This window comes from Streptomyces sp. NPDC051576, from assembly GCF_040681835.1.
In the GTDB taxonomy this organism is placed as follows: domain Bacteria; phylum Actinomycetota; class Actinomycetes; order Streptomycetales; family Streptomycetaceae; genus Streptomyces.
Genome location: NZ_JBFAZO010000008.1, coordinates 72,170 through 95,469 on the forward strand (window position 1 = coordinate 72,170; position 23,300 = coordinate 95,469).

At 66.3% G+C, this 23,300-nt stretch carries 15 protein-coding genes; 10 read left to right on the forward strand and 5 right to left on the reverse strand.

Annotated elements, in window-relative coordinates:
• Positions 1-164: 164 nt before the first annotated feature.
• The 3 genes from AB0M63_RS25920 to AB0M63_RS25930 all read right to left on the reverse strand — a co-directional run bounded on the left by AB0M63_RS25920 (position 165) and on the right by AB0M63_RS25930 (position 2,145).
• Positions 165-968 carry an SAM-dependent methyltransferase gene (locus AB0M63_RS25920; protein ID WP_366021081.1) on the reverse strand — a complete coding sequence of 268 codons (804 nt, stop codon included), beginning with the start codon at positions 966-968 and terminating at the stop codon, positions 165-167.
• An 80-nt stretch (positions 969-1,048) separates the two neighbouring features.
• On the reverse strand, positions 1,049-1,279 hold the full coding sequence (locus AB0M63_RS25925; protein ID WP_355915119.1) for a DUF397 domain-containing protein: 231 nt from the start codon (positions 1,277-1,279) through the stop codon (positions 1,049-1,051).
• Entirely contained in the window at positions 1,276-2,145 is an 870-nt protein-coding gene (locus AB0M63_RS25930) for a helix-turn-helix transcriptional regulator (protein WP_366021082.1), read from the reverse strand. Before AB0M63_RS25930 ends, AB0M63_RS25925 begins: the two co-directional genes overlap by 4 nt.
• Positions 2,146-2,548: 403 nt before the next feature.
• On the opposite strand from AB0M63_RS25930, the gene AB0M63_RS25935 reads away from it, so the two are divergent.
• Entirely contained in the window at positions 2,549-3,001 is a 453-nt protein-coding gene (locus tag AB0M63_RS25935) for an ATP-binding protein (RefSeq protein ID WP_366021083.1), read from the forward strand.
• A 116-nt stretch (positions 3,002-3,117) separates the two neighbouring features.
• Here the strand turns inward: AB0M63_RS25935 and AB0M63_RS25940 are convergent, their stop codons facing one another.
• Positions 3,118-3,507, reverse strand: coding sequence for a flavoprotein (locus tag AB0M63_RS25940; protein ID WP_366021084.1), 390 nt, complete (start codon positions 3,505-3,507; stop codon positions 3,118-3,120).
• 281 nt (positions 3,508-3,788) lie between these two features.
• Between AB0M63_RS25940 and AB0M63_RS25945 the strand changes: the two genes are divergently transcribed.
• Entirely contained in the window at positions 3,789-4,670 is an 882-nt protein-coding gene (locus AB0M63_RS25945; protein WP_366021085.1) for a hypothetical protein, read from the forward strand.
• Between the two features lie 101 nt (positions 4,671-4,771).
• On the opposite strand, the gene AB0M63_RS25950 is transcribed toward AB0M63_RS25945, so the two are convergent.
• The gene (locus AB0M63_RS25950; protein WP_139580846.1) at positions 4,772-5,104 is read right to left on the reverse strand and encodes a type II toxin-antitoxin system PemK/MazF family toxin; all 333 of its coding nucleotides are present in this window, start codon (positions 5,102-5,104) and stop codon (positions 4,772-4,774) included.
• Positions 5,105-5,314: 210 nt separating this feature from the next.
• Between AB0M63_RS25950 and AB0M63_RS25955 the strand changes: the two genes are divergently transcribed.
• From AB0M63_RS25955 to AB0M63_RS25990, 8 genes are all read left to right on the forward strand, one after another.
• Entirely contained in the window at positions 5,315-6,553 is a 1,239-nt protein-coding gene (locus AB0M63_RS25955) for an IS701 family transposase (RefSeq protein WP_355915481.1), read from the forward strand.
• Between the two features lie 411 nt (positions 6,554-6,964).
• Entirely contained in the window at positions 6,965-10,621 is a 3,657-nt protein-coding gene (locus AB0M63_RS25960) for a LamG domain-containing protein (protein ID WP_355915135.1), read from the forward strand.
• A gap of 94 nt (positions 10,622-10,715) precedes the next feature.
• Complete coding sequence (locus tag AB0M63_RS25965) at positions 10,716-17,135, forward strand: RHS repeat-associated core domain-containing protein (protein ID WP_366021086.1); 6,420 nt, start codon at positions 10,716-10,718, stop codon at positions 17,133-17,135.
• A 5-nt stretch (positions 17,136-17,140) separates the two neighbouring features.
• Complete coding sequence (locus tag AB0M63_RS25970) at positions 17,141-17,623, forward strand: hypothetical protein (RefSeq protein WP_355915141.1); 483 nt, start codon at positions 17,141-17,143, stop codon at positions 17,621-17,623.
• A gap of 497 nt (positions 17,624-18,120) precedes the next feature.
• The gene (locus AB0M63_RS25975; RefSeq protein WP_366021087.1) at positions 18,121-18,507 is read left to right on the forward strand and encodes a hypothetical protein; all 387 of its coding nucleotides are present in this window, start codon (positions 18,121-18,123) and stop codon (positions 18,505-18,507) included.
• Between the two features lie 345 nt (positions 18,508-18,852).
• Entirely contained in the window at positions 18,853-19,092 is a 240-nt protein-coding gene (locus tag AB0M63_RS25980) for a hypothetical protein (protein ID WP_355915147.1), read from the forward strand.
• A 1-nt stretch (position 19,093) separates the two neighbouring features.
• Entirely contained in the window at positions 19,094-19,519 is a 426-nt protein-coding gene (locus tag AB0M63_RS25985) for a hypothetical protein (RefSeq protein ID WP_355915150.1), read from the forward strand.
• A 115-nt stretch (positions 19,520-19,634) separates the two neighbouring features.
• Entirely contained in the window at positions 19,635-23,288 is a 3,654-nt protein-coding gene (locus AB0M63_RS25990; RefSeq protein WP_366021088.1) for a helix-turn-helix domain-containing protein, read from the forward strand.
• Positions 23,289-23,300: the final 12 nt, after the last annotated feature.

Sequence of the window (23,300 nt, forward strand, 5' to 3'; positions counted from 1 at the left end):
AGCGCCCGCGGCACAGGCAGGGAGAGCCTGGAGACAACAACGACAACAACAGTGCCTCTGGCATACACGATGGTGCCGATGTCACTTCAAGGTCAGTGCATGAGCTGGCGTGGCACACGCATGGTTTTAGCCAGCAGGACGACCCTCGGACGCCGAATCATGCTTCATATTTTTTGGGCAACCGCTACATACAGTGGGGTCGGTTCGTCGTGTCTGTGCTGTTCGCCAAGGTTTGGGTGCCAATGCTCCGCGAGTGCTACACCCGGGTCGACAAGATCAAGTCCCGCGAAGAATTGACGAAATTCGCTGTGCGACCGCACTTGATAGGGTGTGCCGGCCTTGCGGTAGACGTCGACGACGCCTGCCCACGCATCCGGGTCAAAATCCCCTGTGACATGCGAAAGCACCAAGTAGCTACCGGATGCCAGCGGCTCGAGGAGCTCTTCGATGATCCGGTAGGGGGTGTCATCACCTTCTACGAAGTGTAAAAGAGCCACCAGCGACAGGGCGATTGGCTGCTCGTAGTCGAGCGTCTCTCTGGCCTCGGCGGTGATCTTGGCGGGTTCCCGTACGTCCGCTTGGACGTAGGCAGTCCTTCCTTCTGGCGTGCTGTAGAGAAGTGCCTGAGCATGCCTCAAGACGATTGGATCATTGTCCGCATACACTACGCGCGCGCTGGGCGTGATGGCTTGTACGACCTGGTGGAGATTTGGTTCGGTAGGTATCCCCGTCCCGATGTCAAGGAATTGTTTGATGCCTCGATCGGCCAGCAGCCGCGCCGCTCGCTGCATGAAGTCTCGGTTGACTCGTGCCCCTTCTTTGGCGGCGGGGAAGTGTGACATCACTTGTTCGGCCGCTGTCCAATCGGAGGGATAGTTGTCCTTTCCGCCGAGGAAGTAGTCATACATGCGGGCCGAGTGGGGCTTGCTGGTATCGATATCGTCCGCGCTGAAACCGTCGTCTGTCACTTCGGTGTCCCCTTCTGTATGCGTGCAGTCCTGAACTTCGACCGGTTCTGGTTAAGAGACATCTCCGTGAGGCGGGGGTCTCAGCTGACCAGGTAATCTGCGACTCCGGCCTTGACTCCGTTGATGAATTCGGAAATTGCGGACGGGGTGCAGATGAGGGCAGGGCCCTGAGGGTCGGTGGACTGCCGCAGCGCCGTGTGTCCGCCGTCGAGTTCTTTTACCTCGACGCAGTTGCCGTTGTTGCTCCCGCTCCAGGGCTTGTGCCAGCCTTCAGTGCCCAGTTCTTTGGCGGCGTTCATGGCGTGCTTCATCGGTCTAGCTCCTTGCGGACGTCCAGCAGGAATTCTTTCGTACGTCTCTTAGACATTGCTTGGGCACTCATCCGGTCCAACACCTCACGGTGCAGCGCAACTTCCTCCTCGTCCTCTCGGTACGTGGCGCTGCTGAGGTTGTCGATGCCGACGATGTCCGGGAAGTCTGGCATCGGAAAACGGAAGAGGGTGAAGGGCCCGAACGCGCCTGGGTGCAGTCCAGTTGCGAAGGGCAACACCTGGAGGCTCACGTTCGGAAGTTCCATCGCCTCGATGAGGCGATCGATCTGGGCTCGCATCACCGGTGGCTCACCGGCGAGGCGGCGCAGAACCGTCTCGTCCATGACGATCCACAGTTGTGGTGCCGGTGGATCCTGACGGGTCAACAGCGCTTGGCGCTCCATGCGCAGGGTCACTCGCCGCTCAAGCTCGTCCGGCGTGGGGCGAGGGCGGTTCAGTCGCAGGACATCGCGTGCGTAGTCCTCGGTCTGTAGGAGCCCGGGGACTACGTGGGGCTCGTAGCCGCGGATATGGGTGGCCGAGTTCTCCAGACTGACGTGCACCGCAAACCAGCTCGGCAGGGCGTCGCGGTGACTGTGCCACCAGCCGGCCTCTTTGGCCTGGACCGTCAGGTTGAGGAACTCTTCCGCCTCGGCCTGCTCGACGCCGTAGATCTCCAGCATCGCCTTGACCGTCGCCCACTTCAGGGTGACCTTGGCCTGCTCCATCCTGACCACCGTGGTGTGGGCCTGGTGCAGCTTGTTGCCGACGTCCTGCGTCGAAAGGCCCTTGGCTCGCCGCAGTTCTTGCAGCCGCTTGCCGAGCACCATCTGCAGAACGGTCGGGGCGGATCGCGGTGCGCTCACTCGCTTGCCTCCTCGATCACCTGATCGCCCATCAGTCTGCCATGACCCTCGCAAGACCGACAGAGTGCGTATCAAAACTATGCACAGTGCATAGTGAGGGGTTGTCAAGTGGCCTGTGCGGCGCGCATAGTGACGGAGTGACCAAGCTCACCCGTGTTCAACGGGCGGTGCCTGCCCCGTATGGGTGCACCGCCAGGCCGTCGGGTGACCCGCCCTGGATGCCGTGCACCGTGCCCCTCGAATGTGCTGCGTTGCCCTGCCCGCCTACGTCAAGCCCCGTGCTTCTGGGGCGAGTTCTTATACGGCGGCTCAGGCTCACTGATCCAACAGGGACCGCGACATCGTCGCCGGTTCCTGTGCCGCGCGGTCGTGTCCGGCATTCGCCCCACGTTAGGAATCTGCCGTGGCCCTGACCGACGCCGCCACATTCGGAGATCCGGCTCCCGTCCTCGAAGACGGCGAACGCCACACCGTCTTCGCCTTATCGGCTGGTGGAGAAGCCGTTCGTGAGGCACGTCATCTCGTACTGGAACACCTGGAAACCTGGGGCACCGCACCCGAGGAACGTGACACGGCGGCACTCGTCATCAGCGAGCTGTTCACCAACGCAGTGGTCCATACAGCCAGCGACGTGATCACCTGCAGCCTGGGAGCCTCACGCGACTGGTTGCTGATCACCGTTGCGGATGACGGAAGCGGCCAGTCAACTCCGAGGCCGCAAAACGTCGGTCTCCACGACGAAGGAGGCCGCGGACTCATGATCGTCAAAGCCGTGGCGAAGCGCTGGGGTGTGAGCCGGACCGGAAACGGAGACGGCCGCGTCGTGTGGGCGCTCCTGCACTCAACTCAGGTATGAGCCCGTTACGGTTCGGGACAGGCGCGCACGCTGTTGACTTCTGTCTGCTCGGCAGCCAGGTGCTACTGCGGAGAAGCTGCGCGCGTGGCAGCCAGAACCCGGGCGGACTGCCTGCGTCAACTCGCCAGACTCCTACGGATGTTGCAAACTTCCCGACGGATCTGATGCCAGGGAAAGGTCTCGGCACCAGGCCGCCCGGATCTCGGCGCCGGCAAGGCATCCTCATCCAAGACGAAGGTAACTCCTTCCTCCCGGAGACTTTCAACGCTCTTCCGGAACGGAATTCGCCGGGCCAGCGCGTTGTTTGGCCAGGGCGCGGCGACCACCGGCATCTGAAAACCAACGGCTTCGTTGAGCAAACCCAGGGCCAGGGTGTCGGAAATCCCGTTCGCCAGCTTGTTGATGGTGTTGAAGGTTGCGGGCGCGATCAGGAAGGCGTCGGCCGGCGGCAGTATGTCGGGAGCATCGGGCTGCTTGTAGTCGTAGCGGACGGGATGCCCGGTCAACGCCGAGCTGCGGTACGTCGAGAAACTCCAGACCCTTGGGCGTGGCGATTACGCAGACATCCCAACTGGCTGCGGTGGCCCACTCCACCAGGGACGGCAAGCTCTCAGCCGGATATCCGCCGCACGCCACGACGTACAGCACCGGTCCCTTTACCTCCGCGGCAGACACCTCGGTTCCCCTGGTTCGCTCGATACGGCGCTCGCCCCCCATCACCTGCCTCACGGCCTCCACTACAGGCGCGAGCAGCGTCAGACCCGATTCTGGCACGGGGGTGACAACGATGCCCGAGCCGGTCGATGACGACCTTGCCAGGCTGATCGGAACAAGAGTCGCTGGGCAACGCCGCAGGCGCGGCCTCTCCCGGCGGGAGCTGGCTCAGTTGGTCGGCCGCACCGAACGTTGGTTGAACCTGTTGGAGCAGACGGGCCGGGGAGCCCTACGGCTGGACAATCTCATCGTCCTGTCTCGCGCGCTGCGGATCGATGACCTGAGTTCTCTCGTGGGGCGCCGTTTCACGGCCACGGCACTGGACGTGCCCGAGCATCCGGTTGTTCCTCTGGTCCGCCGGGTGCTGACGCAGTCACACCTTGAGCCTGTACCAGAGGCGCCACCCTGCACACCGGAGCAGCAGGAACGCCGAGTTCGGCATGCCTGGGACGCCTGGCACGTTTCCCGGACACAGAACACCCAACTCGGCCTTCTCCTCCCCAATCTGCTGAGCGGCACCGCGGCGCTCACACGTTCCACCGCCGGCCCGCAGCGGCGCAGGGTGTACTCGATCGCGACACACGTCTATCTCCTGGGACAACGGTTCGCCTACGGGGTGCGGGCGATGGACCTGGCGGCCCAGTTCACCGACCGCGCGCTCCTGGCCGCGGACATGTCCGACGACGGCCGTCTCATCGCGCTGGCCGGATGGGGTTCCGCCATGACCTCTCTCACGGCGCACCAGCCCCGCGAAGCGGAGGAGACGGCTCTGGCCGCACTCCAGCACGTCGCGCGGCCGTCCTCCTGCAGCGAGGCCTCGGTACAAGGAGCGCTTCTGCTCTTCGCCGCGATGGGCGCGGCAGGCGACCGCCGCACCGGTGACGCATGGCGCCACTGGGAAGCAGCCGAGAAAATCTCGACGGATATCGGGAATCATCTAGTACTCCAGCCGTAGATCGTGATCTTGCGAGTGGGGGCGCCGCTGATATGGCGCGGCCACCATTGACCATCTCGACGAGACCGGCCGCGCCATCGGCGGCGTCCATCCCTCTCTGCCTACTTGAGTCCACCGAGACGAAGGGCATCCTCGATCTCGCTGAGCTTCGCGGACGGAAGGACGCCCGCCTGCCCGATCAGGTCTTCCCTGGCCAGGGTGACCAGCCACGTGCAAGGGATGAGGTCGGGACGTGGAAGTGCGACTCTCAGGACGCCTTCGAGAGGCAGTCCTTCGGGGGCACCTACTGCCACCTCAACGGCCACGCCGCTGAGATCGGTGCCCGCGGGAGCGACGATCTGCATCGCCAAGAAACCGGACGCCTCTTCTCCCGACAGCAGTACGACTGCCCGCTGCTCGTTGAAATCTGCCCACCAGACTTCGCCACGTCGCATATGTCCTCCTGATACGGGACGGCGCGCCTGCGTCGCCCCTTCGACCGCCGCCTACTCCAGGCACAGATCGTAATGTTGGCTGGTCAGGGCCGACGATAAGACGGCTGCGGCCACCGTTAATCATCGTGAGTTGTGTGGACTGACGAAGAGACGGTGGCCGCAGGTCACAGCATAGAACCCGCCCGTTGGCGGGACGCGTTCGAGGGCCTGATGGCCCGGATCGCGGGGCGCTTCGCCCGGGTCGAACCCCGGCGCAGGGCGGCGCGGTTGGTGCTCGGTCTATTGGCCGACCTGCCACGCAAGAACTGCTGGACAATCGCGGAGTGGGCCGGCGAGACCACTCCGGACGGTATGCAGCACCTGTTGGGCCGGGCCAAGTGGGATGCCGATGCGGTACGCGACGACGTACGGGAGTACGTGGCGGGGCATCTGCACGACGACCGGGCGGTACTGGTGGTCGACGAGACCGGGGACGTGAAGAAGGGCACCAGCACGGTCGGGGTGCAGCGCCAGTACACCGGCACCGCCGGCAGGATTGAGAACTCCCAAGTCGCTGTCTATCTGGTCTACGCAGGTCAGCGCGGCCACGCCGCCGTGGACCGGGAACTCTACGTTCCGCGCTCCTGGACCTTGGACCCCGACCGCTGCCGGGCTGCGGGCCTGGACGAGGACACCGTCTTCGCGACCAAGCCGGAGCTGGCCACTCGTATGGTCGCCCGGTTCCTGGACGCCGGCCATCAGGCTGCCTGGGTGGCGGGGGACGAGGTCTACGGCGGCAACCCGAAGCTGCGAACCGCACTGGAGGAACGCGGCACCGGCTACGTCCTCGCGGTGGCCTGCTCGCACGAAGTCACCACCGGTGCGGGGAAGTTCCGTGCGGACATCTTGTCCAAGAAGGTGCCCAAGCGGGCCTGGCAGAAGCTATCGGCAGGGGCCGGGCCCAAGGGGCACCGCTTCTACAACTGGGCAGTCATCGACCTCGCCGACCCCCGCCCCGGGAGTCGTCAGCTGCTGATCCGCCGTAACCGCAGCACCGGTGAACTCGCCTACTACCGCTGCTACTCGCCCGCGTCCGTGCCGTTGGCCGTACTGGTCAGAGTCGCTGGATCAAGATGGCGGGTGGAGGAGTTCTTCCAATCCGGAAAGGGCCTGGCCGCACTCGACGAGCACCAGGTTCGCCGCTATACCTCCTGGTCCCGCTGGGTCACCCTCGCCATGCTCGCTCACGCCTTCCTCGCCGTCGTCCGCGCCGACGAACATGCCCGCCATCCCGCCCCGGACGAACTGATCCCGCTCACCTGCAACGAGATCCAGCGACTGTTCACGACGCTGATCGTCCGGCCCGTGCACGATGCAGCCCACCGGCTCCGCTGGTCCGCCTGGCGCCGCCGCCACCAGGCCCGAGCCCAGGCCAGCCATTACCGCCGACAAGCCGCGAATCGGACATGAAGATCACGATCTACAGCTGGAGTACTAGCCGCTGGATCGGATCTCCAACCGCCCCCAGAGTCTTGCCCTTGTCCCGGTATGGGTCCCCCGGATTGATGGGCGTGCTCTGGCGCGCTCGGTCAACTTCAGCCCGAGCAAGCGGAGTTGGTCGGAGCGTCGACATGACCACGGAAGAGATGTCCCGATCCGGGTGCGTACCCGGATTGACATGCATGCGCGGCGATCTGTACAGGAGAGGCTTGATGTGACACGCGACACCATTGACCTCTGCACCGATCTTGCACATGATCCTCACAGCTTTTGGTAAGGAAATCTTAAGAACGGGGTGGGGGCGTGTTCACGCGACAACGGCGATATGACTGGCGCCGGGTAGTGGGCAGCGGGGCGACCGTAGTCGCACTTCTGGGGGGTATGGTTCCGGCGGCCGGGGTCGCGGCGGCGCAGGCACTCGCCGTGGACGGTGCCAGTACGGCGGCGGACCGCACTCCAGAGTCGGAGGCGAGCGCGCTCGCGGCGAAGACCGGTGAGCGTGTGCCGGTGGACGACGTGACGACAGAGTCGACCCAGGTCTTCGCCAACCCTGACGGAACGTTCACTCAGGAGATGAACGCCGCCCCGGTCCGTGCCCGACAGGACGACGGCACCTGGGCCCCCATCGACACCACCCTGACCCACGAGGCCGACGGCTCGGTACGGGCGAAGAACACGACCGCCGACCTCACCTTCTCGGGCGGCGGCAGCGGCGACGGGCTGGTCACGTTGGAGGACGAGGGGCACGAACTGAAGCTGGGCTGGCCCACCGCGCTCCCTGAGCCCCGGCTCGACGGTGCCACGGCCACCTATCCCTCAGTTCTCCCCGATGTCGATCTGCGGCTGACCGCACTGAGTACCGGTTACACCTCGGTGCTCGTGGTCAAGACCGCCGAGGCCGCCCGGAATCCGGCGCTCGCGACGATCAGGATGACCACCTCCGGCAGCGGCCTGGACATCACTCCGACCGCTGACGGCGGTTTCGTCGCCCGCGACGACGAGGGCACGCCGGTCTTCGAGAGCCCGGTGGGGCGGATGTGGGACTCGGCCGGGGACGCACCTGCGACCTCGTCCGGTGTCAGCACCCAGCTCATGCGCACCACCTCCCAGGCTGCCGAGGCCTCCGAAGCGGAGGACACGACCCCGTTGCCCGCCGCCAAGGGGGAACTCGCTCCCACGGAGGGCCCCGGCAGCGGTGACGCGGCGGCCGAACTCCCGCTCAAGGTTGCTGGGTCCACCCTGGAGATCACGCCTGACCCTGCTCTGCTCCATGGCGAGGACACCGTCTTCCCGCTCTATATCGACCCGCCGACCAAGGGCATCGCGCTGGGAGACTGGACGGCGTTGGCCTCCAACGGCACCAAGTACTGGGAGTTCGACGGGGACAAGGGCGTAGGGCGCTGCTCCAACTACGCGGGCTATCTCTGTTCCAACACCCCGTACACCCAGCGCATGTACTTCGAGTACCCGCTCTCGTCGATCCACGGCAAGAAGGTCCTCGACGCGACGATGGAGGTCTACCAGCTCTGGACGTTCAGTTGTGACCCGCACTGGTACGACCTGAGCCATGTCACCAAGGGCATCTCCTCCAGCACCACATGGTCGAGCCGCCCCACCGCGGACGACCTGATGGGCGACCGCAACGTGGCCTATGGACGGGGCAGCCTGTGCAGTCCGTCGCAGCCGGCGAACTGGGTGCGCTTCAGCGACAACGTGGCCGATGAACCCAACGAGAACCTGACGACCACGCTGGCCTCCGCCGCCACCAACAAGGATCCGCAGATCACCTTCTCGCTGACCGCGCACGACGAGTCGGACGCCGGCGCGTGGGCGCGGTTCCGCAACGACGCCAAGCTGTCGGTGACTTACGTGTCCTACCCGGGCAAGCCGACCTCCTACGGCGTCCAGCAGGGCACCACCGGGCGTGCCTGCAACGCCTCCTCGCTGCCCTTCGCCACCAGCGACACCACGCCGAAGATGCTGGCGACCGTGCAGTCGGCCGACGGCTCCAACGCCCAACTGCGGGCCCTGTTCGAGGTGTGGAAGGCCGACGGCTCCAGCCGTGCCTGGTACGCGGCCTCGCCGGACGGTGCCTGGGTGGCGGACAACGCCGTTCGCGACGCGTCTTCCAGTGCGCTGCCGGCGCAGACGGACTACCGGATGCGGGTGAAGACGCAGGCGTACTACAAGACGGACCGGGGCGTCACGGGGGTCCTGGACTCTGCCTGGTCGTCGTGGTGCTACTTCCGGGTCGACACCGATTCCCCGCCGCCTCCGGCGGTGACCAGCGCGGATGGCGTCTATCAGCCGGCGGAGACCGATCCGGCCGCAGGCGGGGTGGGTACACCGGGCAAGTTCACTTTCACTCCCGCGGACACCAACCCCACAACGGCCGGCATCCAGTCGGACGTGGTCAGCTACAAGTGGAAGCTGAACAGCGGCGCGGTCTCTGCTCCGATCTCCGTCGCCAAGGGCGCGGCCACCACCCAGACGATCACGCCGAACCAGGCCGGTGAGAACACCATCCAGGTCTGGGGCTTCGACGCGGCGAGCCACAGCTCGAACACCGGCTCCTACAGCTTCCTGGTGAAGGGGGCCGAACAGCCCTCGGGGATCTGGCACTTGGACAACGGCTTCACCGATGCCACCACCGCGACCCAGCACCCGCTGACGTCCTCGGGGACCGTCTGGGACACTCTGTCTCGCAGCGGTTCCGGCGCGGCCAAGCTCAACGGCACGACCGCGTACCTCTCCACCTCCGGTGCAGTGCTGGACACCACCAAGTCCTTCACCGTGTCGGCCTGGGCACGGCTGACGAAGAAGGACGTCAATTACACGGTTCTGTCGCAGGCGGGCACGAACGCCTCCGGGTTCCAGCTCTACTACTCCACGGCCTACAACGCCTGGGTCTTCAACCGTCATCAGACGGATGTCACCGAGCCCGCGATCACTCGTTCGATCGGTACCAAGCCCCCGGTCCTGAACGCCTGGACCCATCTGGCGGGCGTCTACGACGCGGCGGCGAACACCATCCAGCTCTATGTCAACGGCGTTCCGCAAAGCACTCCGACACCGTTCCCGGTCACCCCGTGGAAGGCATCCGGCGCTCTCCAGATCGGTCGCCTGTTGGCTTCAGGGGCCGGCAAGGAGAACTTCGGCGGCACCATCGACGAGGTGAAGGTCTGGTCCCGCGCGCTCGCGGACACCGAGGTCGCTCACGAGGCCTGGCTGGAGGACGAGGACCTCAGCGATGGCACCTCCGGCGACCCGGTCCCGGCGCTCGTCGCCAAGTGGGACGCCACCGACATCGCGAACGCGACCGGCACCACGGTGAAGGACACCAGCGGCTTCGGCCGCACCCTCACCCTCAACGGCGCCGCGCTCACCCAGGTCAGTCACGGCGACCCGGACATCGGCGAAGAGGTCACGACCACGCAGACGATGAGCCTCAACGGCGCCAGCGCCTACGCGACCGCTACGGGCCCGGTCGTCGACGACTCCGGCTCCTTCACCGCGACCGCCTGGGTGACGCTCGACCCGGCGAAGCTCGCCGACACCAGCAAGTCGTACTCCGTGCAGGTCTTCGGCCAGTCAGGGACCAGTCAGTCCGCCTGGGGTGTCTGGTACGAGCAGCCGGCCGGCAGCACCCAGGGACGGTGGACCTTCGGCCGCCCCGACAAGGACGGCACCGGAGCGGTGTGGACCAAGAGCGAGTCCACCGCTTTCACCACGGCCCAACTGGGCGTCCCGGTCATGCTGTCGGTCGTCTACGACGCCCAGGCGGCGGCCGACCCCGACGACACCTCCAAGCTCGGCGGACTCAAGCTCTACGTCGACAGTGCCCTGATGGGCGACGAGGATGGCGTGCCGTACACCGCCCCCTGGCAGGGCGGTGGGGCGTTCGAGATCGGCCGGGCGAAGATCAACGGCGCCGCAGCCCGCTACTTCCCCGGAACGATCGACAGCGTCCGTGTCTGGGCCGGAGTCACCTCCACCGACACGATCGCCAACCGGCGCAACACCGAGCAGCAGCAGTAGCGAGGCCTTGAGGCGGGGCGGGCACCATCACGCGTCCCGCCCTGCTCCGTGCCTCTCGTCACGCATCCCCCACTCCGAGAATTTGGGAATCACCGTGTCCTCAACACCCTTCCGCACCCGTGTGCCAGGGGCGGTCATACGCCGCTGGCTCGGCCGTGGTGCGTTGGTCGTCTCCCTTTCCGTCCTGCCGCAAGTCGTGATCCCCTCGGGCTACGACTTCGCGGCGCAGGCCCAGCCCGCAGCTTCCCGCAAGCCGCTGGAGAACCGGCCCGACGCGAAGACCGACAAGGTGGGCGTGCTCAGGCCCGGCACGTCCAAGGCGCCGGGGGACAAGGCCGCCCCGGCCGCCCGAAAGACCCGGGACCGGCTGAAGAAGGCCACGTGGCCGGAGGCTGGGAAGGCCACAGCCAGTGTCCCGGTGAGCAAGGGGACTTCGGTCACCGTCGGCGGGCTGGGCGTGAAGCTCGCCCGGAAGTCCGGCACGAAGACCGGGGCGACCGAGAAGGTGGCACTCAGCGTCCATCCCCGGTCGACTGCGGAGAAGGCGGGCGTCAACGGCGTCCTGCTGACCGTCGCCCCCACGAAGAACGCGTCCGGCGCACTCCGCGTCTCCGTCGACTACTCCTCTTTCAATGACGTCTACGGCGGCAACTTCGGACCCCGTCTGCGCTTGGTCACGCTCCCGGCGTGTGCGCTGACGACGCCGCAGAAGAAGTCCTGCCGTATCCAGCGCCCGGTGGCCGGCGCGGACAACGACACGCAGACGCAGACGGTGTCGGGCACGGTGTCCGCCGGGACCCGGATGGTGATGGCGGCGGCGGCCGACAGTTCGGGCGGCGGGAGCGACTACAGCGCCACCTCGCTGTCCCCGACCGCGACTTGGGAGGCCGGCGGCAGCACGGGTGACTTCACCTGGAACTATCCGCTGCGGGTTCCCCCGGCCACGGCCGGCCCGGCCCCGAGCCTGTCGCTCTCCTACAGCTCCGCCTCGGTGGACGGTCGTACGGCCGGGGAGAACAACCAGACCTCGGTGGTCGGCGAGGGCTTCTCGTTCACCGAGTCCTACATCGAGCGCAAGTACGACTCCTGCAAGGATGACGGCCAGAGCGGCAAGGGCGACCTTTGCTGGAAGTACTCCAACGCCACTTTGGTCCTCAACGGCAAAGCGGTGGAGCTGGTCAACGCCTGCGCGGACAAGGCCGCCTGCGACACGGCCGCCATGTCCCAGGCGTCCGGCGGTAGCTGGAAGCTGAAGAACGAGGACGGCACCCGCGTCGAGCACCTGACCGGGGCCACCGGCAACGGCGACGACAACACCGAGTACTGGAAGGTGACCGACGCCTCCGGCATCCAGTACTTCTTCGGCAAGCAGCGGCTGCCCGGCTGGAGCGACAAGGGCACTACCGACACCGCTGACGACGACGCGGTCACCAACTCCGTATGGACGGTCCCGGTGTTCGGCGACGACTCCGGCGAACCCTGCTACAAGTCCACCGGCTTCGCCGACTCGTCCTGCAACCAGGCCTGGCGCTGGAACCTGGACTACGTCGTCGACCCCCACGGCAACGCTTCCTCGTACTGGTACACCAAGGAGACGAACTACTACTCCAAGAACGCCGACACCACCGTCAACGGCACCGCCTACACGCGCGGCGGCTACCTCAACCGCATCGACTACGGCCTGCGCAGCGACCTGATCTACAGCAAGCCCGCCGCCCAGCAGGTCGGCCTCAACTACGCCGAGCGCTGCCTGACCTCGTGCTCCAGCCTGACGGCGGACACCAAGGCCAACTGGCCCGACGTGCCCTACGACATGATCTGCGCCTCGGGCACCAAGTGCACCACCCAGATCGGCCCGGCCTTCTTCACCCGCAAGCGCCTTACCGACATCACCACTTCCGTGTGGACCGGCACCGGCACCACCCGGCGCGAGGTGGACACCTGGCACCTGGACCAGAGCTTCCCCGACACCGGTGACGCCTCCTCACCGAGCCTGTGGCTGAAGTCCATTCAGAACACCGGCAAGGCCAACACCATCGCCGCCGCCATGCCCCCGATTGTCTTCGGGGGCATCCAACTGTCCAACCACGTCGAAGGCAGCGGCCCGGACACCCTGCGCTACATCAAGTGGCGGGTGCGCACCATCAAGTCCGAGACCGGCTCGACCATCACCGTCAACTACTCCGACCCGGACTGCATCTGGGGCTCCAGCATGCCGGCGGACATCGACAAGAACACCCGCCGCTGCTACCCGGTCAAGTGGTCCCAGTCCGGGGCGACTCCGGTCACCGACTGGTTCCACAAGTACGTCGTCACATCCGTCTTCCAGGACGACCCCTACGGCCACGGCGACACCAACGAGAATTACTACGACTACCAGGGCGGAGCCGGCTGGGGCTACGCCGACGACGAGGGCATCACCAAGGCCTCCAAGCGCACCTGGTCCCAGTGGCGCGGTTACGGCAAGGTCGTTGAGACCTCAGGTGACTCCGAGGGCCCGCGCTCCAAGAAATCCACCCTCTACATGCGCGGCCTGAACGGCGAGAAGGAACTCGACGGCACCGCCCGCGTCGAGAAGGTCACCGACTCCACCGGCACCGCCATCGACGACTCCCGCCAGTACGCCGGCTTCGTCCGCGAGACCATCGTCTACAACGGCACCGACGAACTCAGCGGCACCATCAACACCCCCTGGTCCTACAAGACCGGCAGCCACACCTACACCTGGGGCTCCACCGACTCCTGGATCGTCCAGGCCGGTCAGACAGCCACCCGCACCAAGACCTCCACCGGCACCCGCACGGTCACCCAGAAGACCACGTACGACCCCACGTACGGCATGCCGATGACCGTCGAGGACAGCGGCGACGCCGCCAAGACCGGCGACGAATCGTGCGTGAAGACCAGCTACGCCCGCAACACCTCGGCCTGGGTGGTGAACACGGTTTCACGCACCGAGACCTACGCAGTTGCGTGCGCGATCACTCCCACGATCCCCGACGACGTCGTCTCCGACACCACCACCGCCTACGACGGCCAGGCCGTCGGTGTGGCCCCCACCAAGGGCGAGACCACCGCCACCTATCGAGTCGCGACCTACCGCCCGGTTGACAAGAAGCCCGTCTACCAGCAGGTCTCCGGCACCACCTACGACAAGCTGGGCCGCCCGCTCACCACGACGAACGCGCTCAACCAGACCGCCAAGACCACTTACCTCCCCGACGACACCGGCTACGGGCCGTTGACGTCCAAGACCAGCACCGACTCCAAGACCTACACCTCAACCACTGAGGTGGATCCCGCGTGGGGCACGGCCACCAAGACCACCGACGCCAACGGCAGCGTCACCGAGTGGTCCTTCGACGCGCTCGGGCGTCTGCTGTCGGTCTGGAAGCCGGACCGCTCCCGCACGCTTGGTGACGCGGCCAGCATTGTGTACGCGTACAGCGTCAACAACGACAAGGAGACCTGGGTCCGCACCGATGCCCTGAAGTCGGACGGCAAGACGTACAACAGCTCTTACGAGATCTTCGACGGCTTGCTGCGGTCCCGTCAGAAGCAGGTCCCCGCTCCCAACGGCGGTCGGGTGATCTCCGAAACCCTCTATGACGATCGCGGCCTGGCATACATGTCGAATGCTCAGGTCCACGACAACAACGCCCCGTCGGGCACCTTGGCCAACACCTTCACTGGCTCCGTCCCCGCCTCTACCGAGACGGTCTTCGACGCGGCCGGCCGTGCCACCGAGTCCGTTTTCCGAGTCTATGGCCAGGAGAAGTGGCGCACCCAAACCGACCAGCAGGGCGACCGGACCGCCGTCACTGCCGCCGCGGGCGGCACCGGCACTCTGACCATCACGGATGCTCGCGGCCGAGTCACCGAACGCCGCGAATACGGTGGTCCCGTGCCGAGCGGCACCGACTACACCCGCAGCCTGTACGAGTACACGGACGGTGGTCAGCTTAAGAAACTGACCGGCCCCGACGGGGCGGTGTGGACGTACGACTACGACCTACGTGGCCGCAAGTCCAGCTCAACAGACCCTGACAAGGGCCGCATAGACATCACCTACAACGATGCGGACCAGCCGCTGACCGTGACATCGACCCTCAACGGCGCCCCCCGGACGCTGATCACCGAGTATGACGAGCTCGGCCGCAAAACCGGCACATGGGACGGGACGAAGGACGATGCTCATCGCCTGACCAAATTCACTTACGACTCGCTGCCGCTGGGGAAGGGGCGGCTGACAGCTGCGATCCGGTATGTCGGCGGCACCACCGGCAAGATCTACTCCCAAGCCATCACCGGCTACGACACGCTAGGCCGTTCCAAGGGCACCAAGACAGTCATTGCCGCGAGCGACCCGCTGGTGGCCGACGCCGACGCGCCGCAATCCTTCACTACGACCACCACTTACAACATCGATGGCACAGTCCAGTCCACCTCAATGCCTGCGGTGGCCGGCCTTGCCGCCGAGACCGTCACCAACAGATACAACGGCCTCGGCCTGCTGACCGGCACCGACGGCATGACGGACTACGTTCAGAACATCGGCTACTCCCCGTACGGCGAAATCGAGGAGACCCGCCTCGGCACCTCCACCGGCGCCAAGCAACTCCAGATCCTCAACCTGTACGAGGACGGCACCCGTCGCCTCGCGAACACACACACCGTCGACCAGACCAACACGGGCTACACCAGCGACATCGACTACGTCTACGACGCCACGGGCAACGTCAAGTCGGTCACTGACAAGGCGAACGGCAAGGACACCCAGTGCTTCGCCTATGACGGCTACCGACGCCTGACTGAGGCCTGGACCCCGTCCTCCAACGACTGCGCCGCGGCCCGCTCGGCGAGCGCCCTCGGCGGCCCAGCCTCGTACTGGACCAGCTGGACCTACAAGACCGGCGGTCTGCGCGACACCCAGATCGAGCACAAGGCCACCAACAACACCACTACCGTGTACGGCTACCCGGCCGTCAGCGCCAACGGCGCCGGCCAGCCCCACAGCCTGACCTCGGTCACGGTCGATGGCGGAACGGCCAAGGACTTCAAGTACGACGAGCAGGGCAACACCACCAAGCGCTACGGCACCACCGGCACCGCGCAGAGTCTCGTCTGGGATATCGAAGGAGAACTGAGGAGCCTTACCGAAGGCACCAAGACCACCGACTACCTGTATGACGCAAACGGCGAACTCCTGATCCGGCGCGGCCCCGATAAGACTGTGCTCTACCTGGCCGGTCAAGAACTGCATTACGACACGGCCGCCAAGAAGTTCTCGGCCCAGCGCTACTATTCCGCCGGTGACACCACTGCCGTCCGCACCGAGACCGCTCTGTCTTGGCTGGTCGATGACCACCACGGCACCGCCTCCATGACAGTGGACGCAACCACCCAGGCGATCACCCGCCGCTACACCAAGCCCTTTGGCGAGTCACGCGGCACATCCTCAACCTGGCCGGATGACAAGGGCTTCCTGGGTAAACCCGTCGACGTCGACACCGGCCTCACTCACATCGGCGCCCGCGAGTACGATCCAGCCACCGGACGTTTCCTCTCCGCCGACCCCGTCCTTGCCCCCGGGGACCACGAGTCGCTGAATGGCTACGCTTACGCCAACAACACTCCCGTCACCATGTCTGACCCCACCGGTCTCCGCCCCATAACGGCTTGTGAGTACGGGTGCAGCGACGGCAAGGGTGGCACCTACCGGGACCACTTGTCGCCGAACAGCAACGGGACCTGGACCTACCACTCCACTCAGACCTACAGCCACGGTTTCGTGTACCAGAAGGCAGGAGGCGGTCAGGGGAGCGGCACCATGACCGTCACCGTCCGCACCGACGGAGGGCACTACTCAACGAGCGTTGCCTTCAAGAAGGGGCCAGACCCGGCCCCGACGAAGAAGGGCAGCGACGGCAAGACGAACGTGCTGGGCCATCTGGCCGGCATAGGCTACGGCCTTGACGCGGTGAGTGACCTCGCCAATCCGTTCTGCTGGTTCGATTCAGCTTCCTGCAGCGCCACTGAAGAAACGAAAGAGACCTACGACGATTGGGCGAAAGCTGCTGGAGCGGATACCAACTCCAGCAAATACATGGCCGCATGGAACAATGGTGCACTGGCCCCCATGCTGGCTTTCGGTGGAAAGTTCCCCGAAGAAAATCCAGCACTTCTTCCTGCGGCCGGAGCCAAGACCGATGTTCGGAACATTGGGATGACCAGAACGGTCGAAAATCACACCTGGGACATCGCTGGTACACGGGCTGTCGATGCCCCCAACTTCGGTAGGGCTGCACGTCCGTACATGAACGGCAACAATGGACTGCTCCTCCAGGAAATCATGGAAGCAACTGCACCCAGGATGGATTCTCGTGGAGCTGCAGGGGTCGTAGAATGGAGATCGCCCGGATCCATGAACGGAAGCAATGGAATATGGGAGCTCAACATCGACACAAATTCCAACAAGATCGTCCACTTCCTCTTTAAGGGAACAAAGGGTTAGTTAAAATGAAATTCTCCACCCAAGATGGAGCCCTTCTTGAGGGAGTTCTTGCCTACAGCGAGGCCGAGCACGGATTCTCCTTCAGTGCGCGGAGCGGGGATTCGCTGAGCGAGAGGCTCGGGACACAGGGAGTTACGAGTGTGGTGATCGATACCCTCCAGCTTGAGGTGGATATTGAGTCCCGGGAAGTCCTGTTCGCGTGGGGGTATTTCCCGAACGTTCGGGGTGTGATGTCTGAGTCGAATTCTCCTCAGATCACCCCCGGGCGGGTATTCCTCTCGTCGGATGACCCGCTCGAACCCGGGGTTTCTTACGAAGTTCCTGGAGACGGGTGGCGTGTGTCATACGATCCATCTTCCGGATGGATTACCATTGAACTAGACGGTTCCGCCGATGCCAAGTTCGTCCAGATCGCCAGCGGAACTGTCTTGGGTATCGACAGTGGTGATCTGGTTTCGGTCCGGCTAAATCCTGTTTTCGCAGAGTAACAAGCGAAGAGTTGGGCGAGCAAGCGGTTGAATCGTCAGCCCGATCGTGCAAGGGTCCGTTGGCGTGCCGACGGACCTGTTCTGCCTTTCAGGTAGTGGGCGCCCGAGAATCTCCTCCCAACCGTCGACGGGAGATATCACTTCATTCCGGGTAGAGAATACGTAGTGGTCGAACTACGTGTACGGAGTGACGGTTCTTCCTCGCTACGAAGCGAGCACTCGCCAGGTGACATTGCTGGCCTGTGCAGCGGAAAGTTCTTTGAGTAGGTCTCTGACGCCATCCCTTCTCAATGGAGCGTGGAGATCCATCGGCGAGGTGGGCTGAGCATGGGGACGTTCTTTCGCGGGCGTTCGCACCAGGCCGTGGTCAGCGGCAACGGCGCGCTCGGGAAGTCGGGACTCCCAGCAAGACAGTTGTTGGGAACGACCGAGCCCCTAAGGCGTGGCCCAAGCGATGCCTAGGATTGCGGAGGCGAAAGATGAGTGTCGTGTGGTCGATGACGTCACTGGAATCAGGGCAGTTCAGCCCAGTGGAGAAGCACTCGGAACTGCGCGATCTGGTGAGGGACTTCAACCAACTGCATTCACCTGGTCAGGGGTATCTGGAAGTTCGATTTCCGGACAACGAGTTCCCCCAGCTGACCCTTAGTTTCAAAGGTGATCGCGCTGTAATTCACCTCTTCACTGATGAAGAGACGACGTCTCTGCTCGTCGGGGATGGAACTCTTTTAACCGATAGGTCAGTCACGGTGCCAATCTTGAACGATCTGACAGAATTTGCGGGTGATTTCGTACTGAGCATCGATCACGCGTGGGACGCCGTGCGGAGTTTCGCTGAGGCAAGGGCGTTTGAAGAGCTGGGCGAGTGGTGCGAACTGCAGTGATGGTAAAGGGGCTGACAATGCCAGAGTTCGCCTCTGGGAAGGCGGGTGTCCGATCTGTGCTCACAACCGCCCGCTCCGCTAGACCGCCCAAGCAACTGATGGACCTACCGGTTTCACTGCCTGTTTGGTTCGCTTGACCTAGCTTCCACCTCATATGGGGGCCCGTCAGCTTACTGGCGGGCCCTTTCGGCTCATCGAGAACGGTTGTGGGCGTTGATCCTGGCCCAGGCAAGAGCCGCACTCTCGGTCGTTGGGAACTCGGCGAACGGAACGACAACCTGCCGCACAGGGCTCCGCGAGCATCACGTATGCGGGAGACTTCCGGGGGACCTGGAGGTGGGGACATTGAAGATCGATCTCACTCAAGCCCGAGCGACCGTGCAGGAGTTGGCCGCGGCGCTGGAGGCCCTGGACGGGATGGACGTGCTGGAGACCCCGAGTCGCATGTCACGTCGCCAGAACAGTCACACCAGCCGGAGCCTGCTGTACATGGCTCACCTCGGTGATCGTGTCTCCGTGGAGATCATGGGCGTGTACCACGACTTCAAGCTCCGGGACGACCCACCGCAGGGAAGCGACCACTGACGTGAACCAGGACACCGAGAGCCTGTTGGCTGACGTGGCCGGCCGACTGGAACGTGCCATCCGGGAGCGGGCCTACCCGGCGATGGTCGCCTTGCAGGGCGACCGTACTCTCGTGCTGTCCGACTACGACTACCTGCGCGACGTACACACTGCTGCGGCGTTCGAGCAACGCGCGGCTGAGAAAGCGCTGGAGAACCACACCTCCCGCTTTGTCTTCGCCGTCCCACAGGTCTGGGTGGACACCGACGACAGCGTCCAACGGGACGTCGCCCCGGACGAGCAAGGAGAGTGGGATGGCTACGGAGAAGAAAACGCCGCCATCCGTCTGCGTGGCGCCCCCGGAAGGGCGCGAACTCCGTTCTCCCGCAGGCCGTTCGGTATTGATTGGTGCCCTGAAAGGGCTGCCAATCAACTCCCGGCCCGGTGAACTCGAAGCAGCGGGGGAGGCCGTCCCGCGTCCCCTGGGGGGAGGGGCGCGGGACGTACCGCCGGGTCGTTCAACGGGGACGGGCGGTGTCCTCGCGTAGTGAAGGGGGAGTGACATGGGGCGTCCGGAGGGTCCGCTGGATCCTGAGGCCGGGCCGGTGCAGCGGTTCGCGTACGAGTTGCGTCGACTCCGGCGGGAGGCAGGGGGGATCACCTATCGGGCGATGGCCGACCGGGTCGACTTCTCGGCGGCCACGCTGTCGGAGTCGGCGGCCGGCGAACGGCTCCCGTCCCTGGCTGTCGTCCTCGCGTACGCGGAGGCCTGCGGCGCGGACCCCGGTGAGTGGGAGCGGCGTTGGCGGCGGGCGGCCGAGGAGGAGGCCGGGCGGCAGCCCGAGGACGAGGAGGGGGCCACGCCACCGTACCGGGGGCTGGCGCGGTTCGAACCGGCCGACAGTGGCCGCTTCTTCGGCCGGGACCAACTGGTCGCCGATCTCGCGGAGTTGGCCCTGGACAACCGGTTCGTGGCCGTCGTCGGCACCTCGGGCAGCGGAAAGTCGTCCCTGCTGCGGGCCGGGCTGGTCCCGGCGCTGCGCGACGACGCCTGGCCGGGCGCCCGCCCGGCGGCCGTCCGCATCCTCACCCCCGGCGAGCATCCGGCTCGCACCCACACCCGGGCGCTCGCCCCCGCCGAGACCTCGGGAGAGGAGGGGGAGACCTGGGTCCTCGTGGACCAGTTCGAGGAGGTCTTCACGCTCTGCCAGGACCCCGCCGAACGTACCCGCTTCCTCGACCGGCTGCTGGCCGCCTCCCGGCCCGACGGCCGCCTGCGAGTGGTGATCGCGATGCGTGCGGACCTCTACGGCCGGCTCGGCGAGCACCGGGGCCTCGCGGCCGCCCTGCGGGGTGCGAGCCTGCTCGTCGCCCCGATGAGCTCGGAGGAACTGCGCGAGGCCATCGTCAAACCCGCCGCGGCCCAGGGCCTGACGGTCGAACGGGCCCTGGCCGACCGGATCGTCGCGGACGTCACCGCCCGGCCCGGCGGCCTTCCGCTGATGTCCCACGCCCTCCTCGAAACCTGGCGCCGCCGCCGCGGCCGCACGCTGAGCCTCAAGGGGTACGAGGCCGCGGGCGGCGTCCGGGGCGCGATCACCCAGACCGCCGAGGACCTCTACGGCAGCCTGTCCCCGCAGGAGGCCCAGCTCGCCCGTCAGGTGATGCTGCGGCTGATCGCCCCGGGCGAGGGCGCCGACGACACCAGCCGCCCCGCCCGCCGGGCCGAACTCGACGCGGCCGGCACCGGCGACCCGACCGTCGTCCTCGACCGGCTGGCCCGGGCCCGGCTGATCACCCTCGACGACGACACCGTCGACCTCGCCCACGAGGCGCTGATCACCGCATGGCCCCGACTGCGTGAATGGATCGACCGCGACCGCGAGTTGCTGCGCCGACGCCGATCACTCACCGAAGCCGCCGACACCTGGGACCAGTTGGACCGCGACCCGGGCGCGCTGTACCGCGGCGCCCGGCTGACCGCGGCCGAGGAAGCCTTCACCACCGCCGACAGCTCTGCCCAACTCACCCCGCTGGAAAGCGTGTTCCTCACCACGAGCCTCCGCACACGCGACGCCGAACAGCGCGGGACGGCGCGTACGACCCGCCGACTGCGCTCCCTGAGCGGGGCGTTGGCGGTCCTGCTCGTGCTGGCGGTCATCGCCGCCGGGCTGGCGTTCACCCAGCGGCAGAACGCGGTGAACGCCCAGCACGCGGCACTGTCCCGTCAACTCGCCGCCCAGTCCGAGGCGTTGCTGGACACCGACCCCGACCTGGCATCGCTGCTCGCGGTCCAGTCGTACCGGACGAGCCCCACCACCGAGGCCGTCACCAGCCTCTACACGGCTGCCGCCCTGCCGCTGAGTCACCGTCTCGGCGGGCACAGCGCCCAGGTGTGGTCGGTGGCGTTCAGCCCGGACGGGCGCACCCTGGCCACCGCGAGCGACGACGAGACCGTCCGGCTGTGGGACACGGCCACGGGCAGGAGCCGGGCCACGCTCGCCGGTGGCGGTGGAGCGCAGGACGCGGTCGCGTTCGCACCCGACGGCCGGACGCTGGCCGCAGGTGGGGAGAACGGCGTTCAGCTCTGGAATGTGACCACGGGCAAGATCCGCTCCAGGCTCCAACGCCCGGGCCACAGCCAGGTGGTGGCGGTGGCGTTCAGCCCCGACGGCCGCACGATCGCGGCCGCCGAGGACAAGACGGTGGTCCTCTGGGACGTGGCCTCGGGCAAGGTCCGTGCCACGCTCAAGGGCCACAGCGCCCAGGTGTGGGCGGTGGCGTTCAGCCCCGACGGGCGTCTCCTCGCCACCGGCGGCGAGGACCGCACGGCGCGCCTGTGGGACCCGCCCACCGGACGCCTGCGGACCACCTTGACGGGCCACGCCGGGCCTGTGCGGTCCGTGGCCTTCAGTCCCGACGGACGGACCCTCGCCACCGGCGGGAGCGACAAGACCGTCCGGTTGTTCGACACGCGCGGCGGCGCCGGACACATCCTGCGCACCGGCCACACCGGCCAGGTGATGTCGGTGGCCTTCAGCCCGGACGGCCGCACCCTGGCCAGCACCGGGGCCGACAAGACCCTGCGGCTGACGACGCCGGCCACCGGCGAGAGCCGGGTCATCGCCACCGGGGACACGGCATTCGTGATGTCGGTGGCGTTCAGCCCGAACGGCCGTCTCCTGGCCACGGGCAGCGAGGACAGCACGGCCCGGCTGTGGCAGTCCGACCAGGGGCAGACCCGTGCCACCCTCAACTCCCGTACAGGACCTGTCCGTTCGGTCGCGCTCAGCCCCGACGGCCGTACCCTGGCCACCGCCGGCGACGACGGGAAGGCCCGCCTGTGGAACACGGGCGACGGAACACTCCGGGCCACCCTCGCCTCGGCCGTACGGTTCGTCGCGTTCAGTCCCGACGGCCGCACCCTGGCGACGGGCGGCGTCGACGGGACCGTGCGGCTGTGGGACGTGCGCACGGCGACATCCCGCCTGGTCCTGCGCTACAGGTCCAGCGTGTGGTCGGTCTCCTTCACCCCGGACGGCCGCGGCCTGATCAGTCGTTACGACGACGGCGAGCTGCGGGAGTGGAACACGACCACCGGCAAGGGGCGCGCCCTCACCACCCGGCACACCAAGCCCGTGTGGTCCGTCGCCGTCAGCCCCGACGGCCACACCCTCGCAACCGGCGCGTACGACAAGACGATCCGGCTCCAGGACCTCACCACCGGCACCACCCTGGCCACGCTCACCGGCCACACCAGCACCGTCAAGGCACTGGCCTTCAGCCCCGACGGGCGGACCCTTGTCAGCGGCAGCGAGGACCGCACCGTACGGCTGTGGGACACCGCCACCGGAAAGCAGCTGGCCGTCCTGACGGGTCACGGTGACCAGGTGTGGGCGGTGGCCTTCAGCGCCGACGGCCGTACCGTGGCCAGCGGCAGCGACGACGGCACGGTTCGCCTGTGGGACGTGGCGACCCGACGGCTGCGGGCCACGCTCACCGGCCACACCGGGCCCGTGCGGTCCGTGGCCTTCGGTCCCGACGGCCACACGCTCGCGACCGGCAGCGGCGACGGCACCGCGCGCCTGTGGAACGTGACGCTGCTCGGCCCCCGGCAGGCCGCCGACAGGATCTGCGCCGCCGTACACCGCGACTTCACGGCGTTGGAACGGACCGCGTACCTCGGCGGCCACCGGGACGCGGCCTGCCGGTCCTGATCGCCGAGCGGT

Bases quoted from the DNA above. Each gene is read 5' to 3' on its own strand.
- AB0M63_RS25925 (WP_355915119.1), bottom strand. From the start codon at position 1,279: ATGAAGCACGCCATGAACGCCGCCAAAGAACTGGGCACTGAAGGCTGG.
- AB0M63_RS25945 (WP_366021085.1), top strand. From the start codon at position 3,789: ATGCCCGAGCCGGTCGATGACGACCTTGCCAGGCTGATCGGAACAAGA.
- AB0M63_RS25950 (WP_139580846.1), bottom strand. From the start codon at position 5,104: ATGCGACGTGGCGAAGTCTGGTGGGCAGATTTCAACGAGCAGCGGGCA.
- AB0M63_RS25955 (WP_355915481.1), top strand. From the start codon at position 5,315: ATGGCCCGGATCGCGGGGCGCTTCGCCCGGGTCGAACCCCGGCGCAGG.
- AB0M63_RS25960 (WP_355915135.1), top strand. From the start codon at position 6,965: ATGGTTCCGGCGGCCGGGGTCGCGGCGGCGCAGGCACTCGCCGTGGAC.
- AB0M63_RS25970 (WP_355915141.1), top strand. From the start codon at position 17,141: ATGAAATTCTCCACCCAAGATGGAGCCCTTCTTGAGGGAGTTCTTGCC.
- AB0M63_RS25975 (WP_366021087.1), top strand. From the start codon at position 18,121: ATGACGTCACTGGAATCAGGGCAGTTCAGCCCAGTGGAGAAGCACTCG.
- AB0M63_RS25990 (WP_366021088.1), top strand. From the start codon at position 19,635: ATGGGGCGTCCGGAGGGTCCGCTGGATCCTGAGGCCGGGCCGGTGCAG.